Here is a 14,956-nt window from a genome sequence, read left to right on the forward strand (position 1 = left end):
TTCGCTCCGCTCGCAATGACGAGTGCGGCCCCTCTACCTTCCCGTCTTCACCTTGGTCCACAGCCGATTGATCACCCGCTGGGTCGCCGGCTCGCGCGCGGTGATGACGAACAGCTTTGCGAGCGTCGCCTCGTCCGGATAGATGTTCTTGTCGTTCAAAATCTTCGGATCGACCAGCTTCTGGCTGGCGAGATTGCCGCTCGCGTAGGACAGGAAGTCCGAGTTCTTGGCGGCGACATCCGGGCGGTAGAGATAGTTGATCAGCTCGTAGGCTTCCTTGACGTTCTTGGCGTCCGCGGGGATCGCGAGATTGTCGAAGAACATCTGCGCGCCCTCCTTCGGAATCGCGTAGCCGATCTCGATGCCACTGCTGTTGTCTTTCTTGGCCTCGGCCGCGCGGGCGCGCGCCTGCATGATGTCGCCGGACCAGCCGACCACGAAGCAGATCTCGCCGGTGGCGAGCGCGCTCAGATATTCGGACGAGTGGAATTTTCGCACCGACGGGCGAACCTTCGCCACGATGTCGGCGGCCTTCTCGAGGTCGGCCTGCTTGGTCGAGTTCGGATCGAGCCCGAGATAGTTCAGCGCCGCCGGAAAGATGTCGTCGGCGGAGTCGAGCATGTGGACGCCGCAGTCTTTGAATTTTGCCAGGTTCTCCGGCTTGAAGACGATGTCCCAGCTGTCGATCTTGGCATCAGGCCCGAGGATCGCCTTCAGCTTGGCGACGTTGTAGCCGATGCCCGTCGTGCCCCACATGTAGTTCGCGGCGTAGTCGTTGCCGGGATCGTAGGTCGCCAGATGCTTGGTCACCATCGGCCAGGCATTGGCCAAGTTCGGCAGCTTCGACTTGTCGAGCTTCTGGAAGATGTTGGCCTTGATCTGGCGCTGCAGGAAATAGGCCGTGGGCACCACGACGTCGTAGCCGGACTTGCCGGCCATCAGGCGCGTCTCCAGCGTCTCGTTGGCGTCAAAGGTGTCGTAGACCACCTTGATGCCGGTCTCCTTGGTGAAGGCCTCAAGGACGTCCGGCGCCACGTAGTTGGACCAGTTGTAGAAGTTGACGACGCGCTCCTCGGCCCCGGCGGGAGGTGAGAGCAAATTCAGCGCTGCGGCGATTGCGAGACCAAGGCGAAACCCCGCGCGGCTGACGTTCGTCATCTCTGTCTACCTCTTGCGCCCGCGCACCGCGTCCGACAGCCGCTCCAGGGCGGTGTCCAGCGTCTCGTCCTTCTTGGCAAAGCAGAAGCGCACCACCGAGGTCACCGGGTCCTGCTCGTAGAAGGCCGAGACCGGGATCGCCGCAACCTTGTAGTCCTTCACGATCCGCCAGCAGAACTCGGTGTCGCTCTCGTTGAGCCCGAGCGGCGACAGGTCGACGGTGAGGAAGTAGGTGCCTTGCGACTTCAGCACGGGGAAGCCGAGGCTCTCCAGCCCCTTGGTCAGGCGGTCCCTGCTCCGGCTCAGGTCCTTGCGCATCGACAGGAAGTAGTCGTCGGACTTGCCGAGGCCGTAGGCGACGGCGGCCTGCAGGTTCGGCGCCGTGGTGAAGGTCAGGAACTGATGCACCTTGGCCGCGACGCGTAGCAGCGGAGGCGCGGCGCAGACGAAGCCGATCTTCCAGCCCGTCAGTGAGAAGATCTTGCCGGCCGAGCCGACCTTGATGGTGCGCTCGCGCATGCCGGGAATGGTGATGAGCGGGATGTGCTTGTGCTCGTCGAAAGTGACGTGCTCCCAGACCTCGTCGCAGATCGCGATGACGTCGAACTCCTGGCAGTAGCGCGCCAGCAGCTCGAGATCCTCGCGCGGGAAAACCACCGCGCTGGGATTCAAGGGATTGTTGAACAGCACCGCCTTGGTCTTTGAATTGAAGACGCTTTTCAGCATGTCCTCATTCAGCCGCCAGTGCGGCGGCTCCAGCCGCACGAGGCGCGGAATGCCGCCGGCCTGGCGGATGATCGGCAAATAGGAATCGTACACCGGCTGGAAGCAGACCACCTCGTCGCCGGGCTGCACCACCGCGAGGATCGCCGAGGTCAACGCCTCGGTACCGCCGGAGGTGACCATCACCTCGCTCATCGGATCGAGCTTGAGGCCGTGCCAATGGCCGTAATGGGTCGCGATCGCCTGGCGCAGCTCCGGCAGGCCCATCATCGAGGGGTATTGGTTGTAGCCGTTCAGCGAGGCCTCGGCCGCGGCGCGGCGGATGTCCTCCGGACCCGGATCGTCGGGAAATCCCTGGCCGAGATTGATGGCGGCATTGTCGCGCGCGGCCTGCGACATCGCCTCGAAGATGGTGACGGGAAGGTCGGCGAAGACCTTGTTCAGCGAGGAACTCTTGGACGTCATCGCGGGGTCAGCCACCGACCTTGCTGGGAAGCCCTGCCGCCTTCCAGCCCAGCATTCCGCCGGCCAGATGCTTGTCGTAAGGCAGGCCCGCCGCCTGAGCCGCGAGCGAGGCCGTCACCGAGCGTTTGCCCGAGCGGCAGGCAAACACGACGTCCTTGCCCTGGGGATCGGGGATCGCCTTGGGATCGAAGGTCGAGAGCGGCACCACGACGCCGTAGGGATAGGCCTCGGCTTCGACCTCGTTCGGCTCGCGCACGTCGACGAGGAGATAGCGGCCCTCCGCGACACCCTTGGAGACCTCGTCCGGGGTCAGATCCTGCACCTGGTTTGCCACATCATCCTCCAACGTCGCGCGTGCCAGCCGGACCTATCCCGGCCGGCGGCAACCTCGCCTCTCGGCTCACGAAAATCAAGCGCTACAAAGGCTTGAGCCGCGCGGCGCAAGTTAAAGCTAAATCGCAGCGACTTGAAGTGCGGCGTTCAGGATGCCCGATTCTGCTGCTGCACCTCTCACCACTCGTTCGGCGTCATTCCCCGCGAAGGCGGGGAATCCAGTACGCCGCGGCTCCTCGGTCCTAGCCGCGCCGCCGCTGGAATACTGGATCGCCCGGTCAAGCCGGTCGATGACAGCGGTGGAACTAAATCGTCACCTGCGTGCCGACCTCGACCACGCGGCCGGAGGGGATCTGGAAATAGTCCGTGGCGTCGTTGGCCGAACGGCTGAGCGAGATGAACAGCCGATCCTGCCAGCGCGGCATGCCGGAATGGACGGCGGGCTTCAGCGCTCTGCGCGACAGGAAGAACGAGGTCGACATGATGTCGAACTGCCAGCCGAGCTTGCGGGCGATCGCCAGCGCCTTCGGCACGTTGGGCGATTCCATGAAGCCGAACTTCAGCGTCACCTTGGAGAAGGTCGGTGAGATCTGCTCCAGTTTCACGCGCTCGGCCGGATCGATCCGTGGGGTCTGAGCCGTCTCGATGGTGAGAATGACATTCTTCTCATGCAGCACTTTGTAGTGCTTCAGACTATGCATCAGCGCGGTCGGCGCGCTGAGCGGGTCCGAGGTCAGGAACACCGCTGTGCCTGGCACCCGCTGCGGCGGCCGCTTCTCCAGCATCGCCACGAGATCGGCGAGCGGGAACTCGAGCTTGCGCGACTTCTCGAACAGCAGCCGGCTGCCGCGCCGCCACGTGTACATCAGGATGATCATGAGCGCGCCGAGCGCCAGCGGCACCCAGCCGCCTTCGAACACCTTGAGCAGGTTGGCGGCCAGGAACGTGAGGTCGAGGAACAGGAACGGCGCAATCAGCGCTCCGGCGGCAAGCGGCGACCAGCGCCAGACCTTCCAGATCACGACGAAGCCCATCATCGCCGTGACCACCATGGTCCCGGTGACGGAGATGCCGTAGGCGGACGCCAGCGCGCTGGACGAACGGAACAGGAGCACCAACAGTACCACCGCGACCAGCAGCAGCTGGTTGATGCGCGGGATGAAGATCTGGCCGGAATGGGCTTCCGACGTATGGCGAATTTCGAAGCGCGGCAACAGGCCGAGCTGGATCGCCTGGCGCGTCAAGGAATAGGCGCCTGTGATGACCGCCTGACTGGCGATGACGGTCGCCATGGTGGCGAGCACGACCATGCAGCCGCGGAAGAAGCCTTGCGGGAAGAGCTGGAAGAACGGGCTGACGATGGCGCCGGGATCGCCCAGCACAAGCGCGCCCTGCCCCAGATAATTCAGCGCCAGCGACGGCAGCACGATGAACAGCCAAGCGGTCTGGATCGGTCGCTTGCCGAAATGGCCGAGATCGGCATAGAGCGCCTCGGCCCCGGTGACCGCCAGGAACACGGCGCCCAGCGTCACGAAACCGATGATGCCGTGGTGGACCATGAAGGACACGGCGTAGAGCGGGTTCAGCGCATACAGCACTTGCGGCTGCTGGACGATCGGATGGATCGCCGCCGCCGCAAGGACCGCAAACCAGACGCACATGATCGGGCCGAAGAAGGCGGCGACGCGGGCGGTTCCCCGCGACTGCACGGCAAACAGGCAGACCAGGATCACCACCGTCAGCGGCACGATGTAGGGCTCGAACCGCAGCGTGACGTCCTTCATGCCCTCGATCGCGGACAGCACCGAGAGCGCCGGCGTGATCACGGCGTCGCCATAGAACAGCGCGCCGGAAATGATGCCGAGCAGGACGACGGTCGCTCCGCCGGTGCCGACCGCGCGCTGGGCCAGCGCCATCAGGGCAAGCGTGCCGCCCTCGCCATTGTTGTCGGCGCGGAGCAGGATCACGACGTATTTGAGCGTCACCACGACGATCAACGCCCACAGGATCAGCGAGACCACGCCGAGCACGGCCGCCGGCGTCGGCAGCCCGTCCGCGCCCGACGCCGCCATCACCGCCTCGCGGAACGCGTAGAGCGGGCTGGTGCCGATGTCGCCGTAGACGACGCCGATGCTGCCGAGCGTCAGCGCACCGAAACGGGCGGTGGTGTGGGCCTCGCCATGCCCATTGGCCGCCGCCGTTTCCGGGGCGGAAATCACTACATCGCTTGTCATGGGAGAGCCCAGTGGCCTCTAAAATGCTTCACTGCACAACGGCGGAAGAGCGCGCGGCTTATAGTCCTGCGCTACCGGCATAGCCTAGCCCGATTCCGGGGTTTAGCCATGCAGATTCGCATGACTAAGGCAGATGCGTTCTAAATGGTGACTTGGGTTCCGACTTCAACCACCCGTCCCGTGGGGATCTGGAAGTAATCGGTGGCATCGTTGGCGGACCGGCTGAGCGCAATGAAGATGTGGTCCTGCCACAACGGCATGCCCGACTGTGCGGACGCCTTCAGCGACCTCCGGGACACGAAGAACGACGTCGACATGATGTCGAACTGCCAGCCCTGCTTGCGGGCGATCGCGAGCGCCTTGGGCACGTTCGGCTGCTCCATGTAGCCGAAGCGCAGCCGGACCTTCGAGAACTTCTCGCTGATCTTCTCCATCCGGAATCGCTCGGACAGATCGACCCGCGGCGTATGCGCGGTCTCGATGGTCAGGATCACGTTGTGCTCGTGCAGCACCTTGTTGTGCTTGAGATTGTGCAGCAGCGCGGTCGGCACGAAAGAGGGATCGCTGGTCAGGAACACCGCGGTGCCCTTGACGATGTGCGGCGGCCGCTTCTCGAGGCTCCGGATCAGATCGTCCAGCGGCACCTCGATCCGGCGCGTCTTCTGGATCAGGATTCCGGAGCCGCGCCGCCAGGTCCAGATCGTCCCGGCCATGAGGACGCCGAACAGCAGCGGCACCCAGGCGCCCTCGAGCAGCTTGAGGAGATTGGCGCTGAAGAAGCTCAAATCGACGACCACGAAGGGCACGATCACGGCCGCAGCCGTGGCAGCGCGCCAGTTCCACAATTTCCAGATCACGACGAAGCCCATGATGCCGTCGGCGACCATGGTGGTAGAGACCGCGATGCCGTAGGCCGAGGCCAGATTGCTGGGGGTATGGAACAGCAGCACCAGCAGCATCACGCCGATCAGCAGCAGCCGGTTCACCCGCGGCAGGTAGATTTGGCCGGCGTGAGTTTCGGAGGTGTAGCGGACCTCGAAGCGCGGCAAGAGCCCGAGCTGCACCGCCTGATAGACCAGCGAATAGGCGCCGGTGATCACCGCCTGGCTCGCGATCACGGTCGCGGCGGTCGCAAGCCCGACCAGCGGCAGCACCAGGCTCTCGGGCACCATGCGATAGAACGAGTGTTCGATCGCGCTCGGATCGGACAGCACCAGCGCGCCCTGCCCGAAATAGTTGATCAAGAGCGCGGGCAGCACGAAGAACATCCAGGCCGACTGGATCGGCTTGCGCCCGAAATGGCCGAGATCGGCATAGAGCGCCTCGCCCCCGGTCACGGCCAGGAATACGGCGCCGAGGGTGACAAGGCCAATCGTGCCGTGCGACAGCACGAACTGCACGGCATAATAGGGATTGATCGCCGCCAGCACGGAGGGATCGTCGGCGATGTGGACGGCTCCCATCACGGCGATGACGGTGAACCAGACCACCATCACCGGCCCGAAGGCCGAGGCGACCAGCGCGGTCCCCTTGCTCTGCACGGCGAACAGCAGCACCAGGATGAGGACGGTGAGCGGCACCACGTAATGCTCGAGCGCGGGGGTTGCGAGCTTCAGGCCCTCCACCGCCGATAGCACCGAGATCGCCGGCGTGATCATGGAATCGCCGATGAACATGGAGGCGCCGACCACGCCCAGCGCGAGCAGGAACCAGCTCCGCCGCCCGAGCGCGCGCTGGCCGAGCGCCATCAGCGAGAGCGTGCCGCCCTCCCCGTTGTTGTCGGCGCGCAGCAGCAGCAGCACGTATTTGGCGGTGACGACGATCAGCAGCGCCCACAGGATCAGCGAGAGCACGCCGAGCACCATGACCCGCGAGACCGGCTCGCCGTGGGCGGCGCCCCTGACCGCCTCGTGGAATGCGTAGAGCGGCGAGGTGCCGATATCGCCGAACACGACGCCGATGCTCCCGAGCGTAAGGGACCAAAAGCCCGAGGTGACCGGCCCGTCCTGGGTCTCGGCCTGTGTGATGCTCGCCGTCATGAAGATGGAAAACGCTTCTTCCCTGGAATTGATCCGGCGCCTTTTGACGCTTCCGGTGCGCCTGTCAATCGGCGCACCACCATAGCAGGCGCAGAGCCGGATGCTGTGACGCTGCAGCCACGCTCATTGCCAGCGCGACGACATGCCTCAGGTAGAATGGTAGCGCAAGGGGGGTCTATTTTCCGAGCAGGATCTCGTCGGAAAATGGTGCTCACCGTGCCCGGGTGACGCTCACGGCTTCAGATTCGGCGGCAGCGGCGGATCTTCGCGCATCAGGGTGATGGTCACCCGGCGGTTGGCCGCGAGCGAGGGATCGTCCGGAAACAACGGCTGGGTATCCGCCTTGCCGGAGACGGCGAAGATGTGCGACGACGGCAGGCCCTCGCGTTCGAGGATCTGGCGCACGGCATTGGCGCGGTCGGCCGACAGATCGAAGGCGCCGTAGTCGCTGCGGGTCGGCACGAAGCCGGCCGCGGTGTGGCCGGCGATGGAGACGCGCAGCGGCGTGGCCTTGAGCGGAATCGCGAGCTTCTCGACCAGGCGACGGGTGCGGTCATAGGGCACCTTGGAGCCGTCGGCGAACATCGACCGGCCGTCCTGGTCGACGATCTCGAGGTTGAGACCCTGCTTGGTCTCCTCGAACATGATGTGCTTGGACATCTCGGTCAGCTCCGGCATGTCCTGCAATGCCTGGCGCAGCGAGGCTGCGGCGAGCGCGAAATTGCGGTCGACCTTGATCTTCGCGCCCGACGTCTTGTCGCGATCCTCCTGGTCCGGCGTCGGCGTGTTGGAGGCATCCTCGGGCTGGATATGGTCGACGTTCTTCAGCCGCGGGCGGGTCGGCAAACCGTCGGACTCGACGATGCCGGCATAGCGCGCTTCGCTCTGCACACCGAAGGCGTCGCGCATCGATCCCGCGACGATCTTCAGCTTGTTGGCGTCCTGCGTCGAGAACGCCACCAGCATCACGAAGAAGCTCATCATCAGGCCCATGAGGTCGGCGAAGGTCACGAACCAGCCGTGACCGCCTCCATGGGCATCGCCGCGTTTCTTCTTGGCCATGTCTGAAAATCCCGGCGGGCGGTCTTACGCCGGCACCGGCTCGCCCTCGGCGTGGCGATGCTTCTCCGGCAGGTAGGCCAGCAGCATTTCGCGCACCAGGGTCGGGCTCTTGGAGTCGCGGATCATCAGGATGCCGTCGATGATCAGCGTGCGGTTGGTCTCCTCGTCCAGCAGCTTGCCGTGCAGCTTGTCGGCGATCGGCAGACAGAACAGGTTCGCGACCAGCGCGCCGTAGAGCGTGGCGAGCAGCGCGGTCGCCATGAACGGGCCGAGCTTGGAGGGGTCGGTCATGTTGGCGAACATCTGCACCATGCCGATCAGGGTGCCGATCATGCCGAAGGCCGGGGCGCAGTCGCCGATGGCGCGATAGATCTTGCTGCCCTCGTCGAGGTGCATGAGGAAGTTGTCGCGGTCGCGCTCGAGATTGTCGCGGATGAAGTCGAGGTCGTAGCCGTCGGCGACGTAGCGGATGCCCTTGGCGAGGAACGGCTCGTCGGTCTCGACCTTTTCCAGGCCGACCGGGCCCTGCTTGCGGGCGATCTCGGCGATGCGGGCGAGCTCGTCGACGAGGTCGTGCGCCGACAGGCGGCTCATGGTGAAGGCGAACTTGGCGCCGAGCGGAAGGCCGTGCAGGAGTGCCGAGAGCGGAAATCGGATCATGGTGGCGGAGATCGAGCCGCCGAAGATGATGATCATCGCATGTTCGGAGATGAACATGTGAAGGTCGCCGCCCATGAAGATCATTGCGGTGATGACGATGATGCCCGCCGTCAGCCCGACGCTCGTCATGATATCCATAGGATACTCCAACGCGTACGCAACAACGGCCGTCCTGGCCGCTGGCGCGGCCCAACCCCGAACCGCATCGGAAACCCTAGAGCGCCGCCCTTAAAGCCGCGTAAAGGTTAAGTTGAGCCGGCGCGCCAGACCGCCGCAGCGCATCGGGATGAGGCCGGCTTTGCCGACTGCCGACACGAATTTCAACGCTTTGCTAACCATGATTGCGGCGCGCTAGCGTGCCAGCCCCGTCAGCTTCAGGCTCAGCTCGCGCAGGCGCCGGCGGGCATCTACGTCGTAGGCCTGCGGATTGGCACGCGCCTCGTTCATGCCGTTGAAGAACAGCCCGCTCTTGCCTGCGACATCGTCGCCCTCGACGAGGCGCAGGATCGCCGCGCCGCCCTGCTCCACCGTCGAGATCGGCGCAATCCCGCCGGCACGCACCATCGTGGTGTTCATGTAGGTCGCCGGATGCAGCGCGTTCACGGTGACACCCGCGCCCTTCAGTTCGTCCGCGAGATCGATGGTGAACATGATCTGGGCAAGCTTGCTCTGTGCATAGGCGCGTGAACCGCTGTAGCCCTGCGTGATCATGACGTCGTCGAAATCGATCGGATGCTGCCCGAGGGAGGCGACGTTGACGATCCGCGACGGCGCCGCGGACTTCAGCAGCGGCAGCAACAGATGGGCGAGCAGGAAACCCGAGAGATAGTTCACGGCAAAACGCAGCTCGTGACCATCGGCGCTGACTTGCCGCTGCGGGCCGTCGTTCTGCGAGCAGATGCCGGCGTTGCTGACGAAGACGTCGAGACGCCGGTGATCGCGTTTCACGGCCTCGGCCAACGCGCGCGTGCCCGCCATCGATGAAAGATCGGCCTGGTAGAAGGTTGGCGCGGCACCGCCAGCCTTCACGATCTCCTCGACGAGCGACCGGGCACGCGTGGCGTCGCGGCCATGGATCAGGACCCTTGCACCGTCCTCGGCCAGCCGTCGCGCGACGTAACGGCCGACGCCATCGGTCGACCCCGATATCAAAACAGTCTTGTCTTTCATTGTCATTGTGCGCCCTCCGACTGCGGCTCTGCGTCACATCGGTGATCAGAGATCGCGCAGTATTCTATGGTCGTACGGCATGCTCCATCGCGGGAGCCGTTTTGCAATGTTGACGCTGTTCAGTCTTCTCACCGCCCTGCCTGCGGTGTTGGCGCTCCACCTGCTCGAGCCGGAGCTCGTTCTGCCGGCCTTCAGCCTCGTGCTCTTTGCCGAGGCCGCCTTCGCGGTGATCGCAGCGCGCTTGATTCACCTTCCGGACGATGCGGAGGACATCACGCTGTGGGACCTTGCCGGCGGCTTCACCCTGATCGGGTGCGCCGCCGCGATGTTCGGCGAGCCGGATCAGGCCGCCCTGTTCCTGACGGAACAGGGGGGCCCACGGCCGGTGTCGCGGCCTTAGGCCGCCCATCACTCCTCAGTGAATCTCCGCCGAGCGCTTCAGCGCGGCCTTCAGCTTCTCGAGCGAGAAATCGGGGCTGCGGGCGATCTCCAGGATCGGCGTCTCGCGGCGGCCGCAGAGTTCGGCGGCCTCGGGGAGCTTTGCGGCGATGTCGAGCGGGATCACGATGGCGCCGTGCTGGTCGGCGTGGATCAGATCGTCCGACTTCACGGTCATGCCGGCGACGCGAACCTCGCCGCCAAAGCTTTCCGCATGCACCCAGGCATGCGACGGGCCGATCGAGCCGGCCAGCGCCTGGAAGCCCGGCGCCCATTGCGGGATGTCGCGGATCGAGCCGTCGGTGATGACGCCGAGGCAGCCGAGCGCCTTGTGCACGTTGCTCTGCACCTCGCCCCAGAACGCGCCGTAGCCGACATCGGGACCGTCGATGTCCTGGATCACCGAGATGCGCGGACCATGGCCGGTGCCGACATATTCGTAATATTCGATGCGGCGCCTGGACTGCTCTTCAGCCGGAAGCGAGGATTTCAGCACCGAGCGGATCGCGACCGTGCGGGCATAGCCGACGATCGGCGGCAGATCGGGGAACGGGCAGACCAGTTGCTTGGTGGTGTAGCCGATCAGCCGGCGCTCGGGCGCCACGATCTCCATGGCATTGCAGATCGTCGGCGTGTCGTAGCGGCCCAGTGCTTCGAGGACGGAAGCGGGCAGCGGCCCGGTCGCTTTATCAGTCACGGCGTTCTCTCCCAGATTGGCGGTCGCTGTTGGCGCGATGCCGCCGGCACAGGGCGATATAGCCGAGATCAGGTCTCAACCCAACTCGGGGGGCATCATGGCAGACATCCGCGCGTGGTCGCTCAGTGCAGCCGTCCGGGCCGGTCGTCGTCCTCGTTGGGCGGCTCCGACAAATTCGCCAGCGTCGGTGCCGACGGCGGTGAGGTGACCTCGCCTCCCGACGGCGCGGTGGCTTCCATCGCGCGGGCCTGATCGCGATAGGATTTGTAGCCGAGCGGCAAAGCGAGAAGATACAGCACCGTGCCGATCGACAGCACGTGCCAGGGATAGGCGATCAGCAGCGCGATGAAGACGATCACCGCGACGAACGCCGGCAGCACCAGCTCCGGCGGCACGCGCATGCGCTTGGTCTTGCCGGAGAACACCGGCAGGCGCGACACCATCAGGAAGGCGATCAGCAGCGTATAGGCCGCCGTCATCGCGGCGGGCCAGCGGCCGAGATCGAGGAACGCCACATAGATCGGCAGCAGCACGGTGATCGCGCCGGCCGGCGCCGGCACGCCGGTGAAGAAATTGGCGGCGAAGGCCGGCTTGTTCGGGTCGTCCATGGTGGCATTGAAGCGCGCCAGGCGCAGGCCGCCGGAAATCGCGAACACCATCGCGGCGATCCAGCCGGCATTGCCGAGCTCGTGCAGCTGCCAGGAATACAGCATCAGCCCGGGGGCGACGCCGAAGTTGACGAAATCGGCGAGGCTGTCGAGCTCGGCGCCGAACTTGGACTGGCCCTTGATCATGCGCGCGATGCGGCCGTCGATACCGTCGAGGGCGGCCGCGAACACGATGGCGTAGACAGCGAGCGACATCCGCCCCTCGATCGACAGGCGGATCGAGGTCAGGCCGGCGCAGATCGCCAGCAGCGTGATGACGTTGGGCACCAGCATCCGCACTGGAATCGGGCGGAACCGCCGGCGGCGTACGTCAGGGTCTTTGAAGTCATAGGGCGTCATCGCTGGTCCTCACCTCAAGGCGAGATATAGCAAGCCGCGTCTCCCTCCGCCATTGCGGCGGAAGGCCCCCACAGACCGACTTATTGGTTAATTGGCGCGGAAGGCGCGGCTGGGGTCGTCTCCGGAAAGATCGGCCAAAATCGTCTCACCGGCGATCGCGGTCTGCCCTTCGGAGACCAGCGCCTTGGTCCCCACAGGCAGATAGACATCGAGCCGGGAGCCGAAGCGGATCAGGCCGAAGCGCTCGCCGGCGCCGATCGCCTGGCCCTCCCTGACGAAGCAGACGATGCGCTTGGCGACGAGCCCTGCGATCTGCACCACGCCGATCCGCGCCGTCGCTGTCGAGATGACCAGCGAGTTGCGCTCATTGTCCTCGCTGGCCTTGTCGAGCTCGGCATTGATGAACAGGCCGGGCCGGTAGGCGATGCGGTCCACCCTGCCCGCCACGGGAGCGCGGTTCACGTGGCAGTTGAACACGCTCATGAACACCGAGATGCGCGGCAGCGGCCGGTCGCCGAGCCCGAGCTCGGCCGGCGGCAGCGCCATGGTGATCATCGAGACCCGGCCGTCGGCCGGCGACACCACAAGCCCCTCCCGCACCGGCGTCACGCGCACGGGGTCGCGGAAGAACAGCGCACACCACACGGTCAGGATCGTGCCGATCCACCCCAAAGGCGACCACAGCCAGAACAGGACGAGGCTTGCCAGCGCAAAGCCGCCGATGAAGGGATAGCCCTCCTTGTGGATCGGCGGGATCTGACGCTGGATCGAATCGAGAATGGACATCGTTATCTGCCGCTGAAGGGGTGATGGCGCAGGTCGCCCCGCGTGGTGGAGTTGTTTAGGCCAGAGTTGGGACCGGAGACAAGGTCACACCGCTGCCGCAGGCGTCACCAGGACGTCGTCGACCGGCGGCGGCTCCCGGTTGGGAGCGTCGCTGGTATCGGCCATCTTGGCCAGTTTCTCGCGTGCCGCCTCGGCCTCACGCTGCCTGTTCCACATGCTGGCATAGAGACCGCCATGCGCGAGCAGCTGGGCATGGGTCCCCCGCTCGGCAATGCGGCCCTGATCCAGCACGATGATCTCGTCGGCCCCGACGATGGTCGAAAGCCGGTGCGCGATCACCAGCGAGGTGCGGTTCTTCGCCACCCGATCGAGCGCGCCCTGGATCTCGTGCTCGGTATGGGTGTCGAGCGCCGAGGTCGCCTCGTCCAGCACCAGGATCGGCGGCGCCTTCAAGACGGTACGCGCGATGGCGACGCGCTGCTTCTCGCCGCCGGACAGTTTGAGCCCGCGCTCGCCGACCTGGGTCTCGTAGCCCATCGGCGCCATACGGATGAAATGGTCGATCTGCGCCAGCTGCGCCGCCTCTTCGACTTCAGCGTCGTCGGCGTCCCAGCGACCGTAGCGGATGTTGTAGCGGATGGTGTCGTTGAACAGCACGGTGTCCTGCGGGACCATGCCGATCGAGGCACGAAGTGAATCCTGCGTCACCGCGCGGATGTCCTGGCCGTCGATCAGGATCTTGCCGCCGGAGACGTCGTAGAGGCGGAACAGGAGGCGCGAGATGGTCGATTTGCCGGCGCCCGACGGGCCGACGATGGCGACAGTCTTGCCGGCCGGCACCTCGAAGCTGATCCCTTTCAGGATCGGCCGCGTCGGCTCATAGGCAAAGCGCACGTCCTCGAAACGCACCGTGCCGGCGGAGACGGCCAGCGGCTTGGCATCGGGGATGTCCTTGATCTCGGCCTCGCGGCCCAGCACGTTGAACATCTTCTCGATGTCGATGATCGCCTGCTTGATCTCGCGATAGACCATGCCCATGAAATTCAGCGGCTGGTAGAGCTGGATCATCATGGCATTGACCAGCACGAAATCGCCGACCGTGTTGGTGCCGTTGCGCACCCCGATCGCGCACATCAGCATGGTCGCGGTCAGGCCCAGCGTGAAGATCACGGCCTGGCCGGTGTTGAGCACGGCGAGCGAGGTGTAGGCTTGGATGCTCGACTCCTCGTAGCGTGCCACCGAGCGGTCGTAGCGCTGCGCCTCGCGCGCCTCGGCACTGAAATACTTCACGGTCTCGTAGTTCAGCAGCGAGTCGATCGCCTTGGTGTTCGCCTCGGTGTCGGAATCGTTCATCCTGCGGCGAATGCCGATCCGCCACTCGGTCGCGATGTAGGTGTAGTACATGTAGACCGTGACCGTGATCAGGGTTGCGACCACGTAGCGCCAGTCGAACTGCCAGAGCAGCACGGCCATCAGCAGTGAGACCTCGACGATGGTCGGGATCAGCTGCAGGATCACCATGCGCACGATGACCTCGATGCCCTCGCGGCCGCGCTCGAGCACGCGCGTCAAGCCGCCGGTCTTGCGCTCGAGGTGAAAGCGCAGCGACAGCTCGTGCATGTGGATGAAGGTGATGGTGGCGAGCTTGCGCACGGCATGCATGGCGACGCGGGCAAAGATACCGTCGCGCCATTGCGTCAGCACCGCCATCAAGATGCGCATCGCGCCGTAGCTCGCGGTCAGCAGCAATGGGGAGGCGATCACCCAGAGATGCCAATTGTCGGCCTGCAACGGCGCCGTGTTGGCGCCGGTCAGTGCATCGGTTGCCCATTTGAAGCTGAACGGCACCGTCAGCGTGATCAGCTTGGCTGCAAGCAGCAGCACCATCGACCACACCACGCGCATCTTCAGGTCGAAGCGGTCACCCGGCCAGATATAGGGCCACAGATGCGCCAGCGTGCCCATCAGCGTCGCCCGCTCGAGCGGCCCGCCTGAGGGATCGGGCACGTCGGGAACGTGGGGCGAATGAGGTGGGCTCATCAAGAAACCTGGAGGCCCGCCGGGCGCGGGCGCGCTGCAATGACTGTTTTCGCTCGTCCATATAGAAGCTTCCGGAGGCGAGCGCACCCCGCCAGATGGCGAATCTTTGATTGTTTGCCGCCATTTACCGGTAGATTCCCGGGA

The 14,956-nt window shown here is 65.1% G+C and carries 13 protein-coding genes; 1 reads left to right on the top strand and 12 read right to left on the bottom strand.

The features are described 5' to 3' along the window. Positions 1–33: 33 nt before the first annotated feature. The 8 genes from AABA84_RS23710 to AABA84_RS23745 all read right to left on the bottom strand — a co-directional run bounded on the left by AABA84_RS23710 (position 34) and on the right by AABA84_RS23745 (position 9,850). Positions 34–1,158 carry a polyamine ABC transporter substrate-binding protein gene (locus AABA84_RS23710; RefSeq protein WP_338313366.1) on the bottom strand — a complete coding sequence of 375 codons (1,125 nt, stop codon included), beginning with the start codon at positions 1,156–1,158 and terminating at the stop codon, positions 34–36. Between the two features lie 6 nt (positions 1,159–1,164). Beyond that, complete coding sequence (locus AABA84_RS23715) at positions 1,165–2,346, bottom strand: aminotransferase (RefSeq protein WP_212246681.1); 1,182 nt, start codon at positions 2,344–2,346, stop codon at positions 1,165–1,167. A gap of 7 nt (positions 2,347–2,353) precedes the next feature. After that, positions 2,354–2,680 (bottom strand): rhodanese-like domain-containing protein, encoded by a 327-nt coding sequence (locus AABA84_RS23720; protein WP_026202463.1) that lies wholly within the window; start codon positions 2,678–2,680, stop codon positions 2,354–2,356. A gap of 304 nt (positions 2,681–2,984) precedes the next feature. Beyond that, on the bottom strand, positions 2,985–4,913 hold the full coding sequence (locus AABA84_RS23725; protein ID WP_212246682.1) for a potassium transporter Kup: 1,929 nt from the start codon (positions 4,911–4,913) through the stop codon (positions 2,985–2,987). A gap of 140 nt (positions 4,914–5,053) precedes the next feature. Further along, entirely contained in the window at positions 5,054–6,952 is a 1,899-nt protein-coding gene (locus AABA84_RS23730; RefSeq protein WP_212246683.1) for a potassium transporter Kup, read from the bottom strand. Positions 6,953–7,183: 231 nt separating this feature from the next. Next, positions 7,184–8,014, bottom strand: coding sequence for an OmpA/MotB family protein (locus tag AABA84_RS23735; RefSeq protein ID WP_338313368.1), 831 nt, complete (start codon positions 8,012–8,014; stop codon positions 7,184–7,186). 24 nt (positions 8,015–8,038) lie between these two features. Further along, complete coding sequence (locus AABA84_RS23740) at positions 8,039–8,812, bottom strand: motility protein A (protein WP_063195489.1); 774 nt, start codon at positions 8,810–8,812, stop codon at positions 8,039–8,041. Between the two features lie 213 nt (positions 8,813–9,025). After that, entirely contained in the window at positions 9,026–9,850 is an 825-nt protein-coding gene (locus AABA84_RS23745; protein ID WP_338313370.1) for an SDR family NAD(P)-dependent oxidoreductase, read from the bottom strand. 100 nt (positions 9,851–9,950) lie between these two features. Between AABA84_RS23745 and AABA84_RS23750 the strand changes: the two genes are divergently transcribed. After that, positions 9,951–10,244: a hypothetical protein gene (locus AABA84_RS23750; protein WP_338313373.1), complete on the top strand. Its 294-nt coding sequence runs from the start codon at positions 9,951–9,953 to the stop codon at positions 10,242–10,244. A gap of 15 nt (positions 10,245–10,259) precedes the next feature. Here AABA84_RS23750 and AABA84_RS23755 read toward each other — a convergent pair whose 3' ends face one another. From AABA84_RS23755 to AABA84_RS23770, 4 genes are all read right to left on the bottom strand, one after another. Further along, complete coding sequence (locus AABA84_RS23755; protein ID WP_028145264.1) at positions 10,260–10,979, bottom strand: RraA family protein; 720 nt, start codon at positions 10,977–10,979, stop codon at positions 10,260–10,262. A gap of 122 nt (positions 10,980–11,101) precedes the next feature. Next, the gene (locus tag AABA84_RS23760) at positions 11,102–11,986 is read right to left on the bottom strand and encodes a CDP-alcohol phosphatidyltransferase family protein (protein ID WP_338313374.1); all 885 of its coding nucleotides are present in this window, start codon (positions 11,984–11,986) and stop codon (positions 11,102–11,104) included. Positions 11,987–12,073: 87 nt separating this feature from the next. Further along, positions 12,074–12,778, bottom strand: coding sequence for a phosphatidylserine decarboxylase (locus AABA84_RS23765; protein ID WP_338313414.1), 705 nt, complete (start codon positions 12,776–12,778; stop codon positions 12,074–12,076). A gap of 78 nt (positions 12,779–12,856) precedes the next feature. Then, complete coding sequence (locus AABA84_RS23770) at positions 12,857–14,812, bottom strand: ABCB family ABC transporter ATP-binding protein/permease (protein WP_338313376.1); 1,956 nt, start codon at positions 14,810–14,812, stop codon at positions 12,857–12,859. Between the last annotated feature and the right edge of the window lie 144 nt (positions 14,813–14,956).

Origin of the sequence: Bradyrhizobium sp. TM239, from assembly GCF_036247985.1 — a bacterium.
GTDB classification, from domain to species: Bacteria; Pseudomonadota; Alphaproteobacteria; order Rhizobiales; family Xanthobacteraceae; genus Bradyrhizobium; species Bradyrhizobium ottawaense.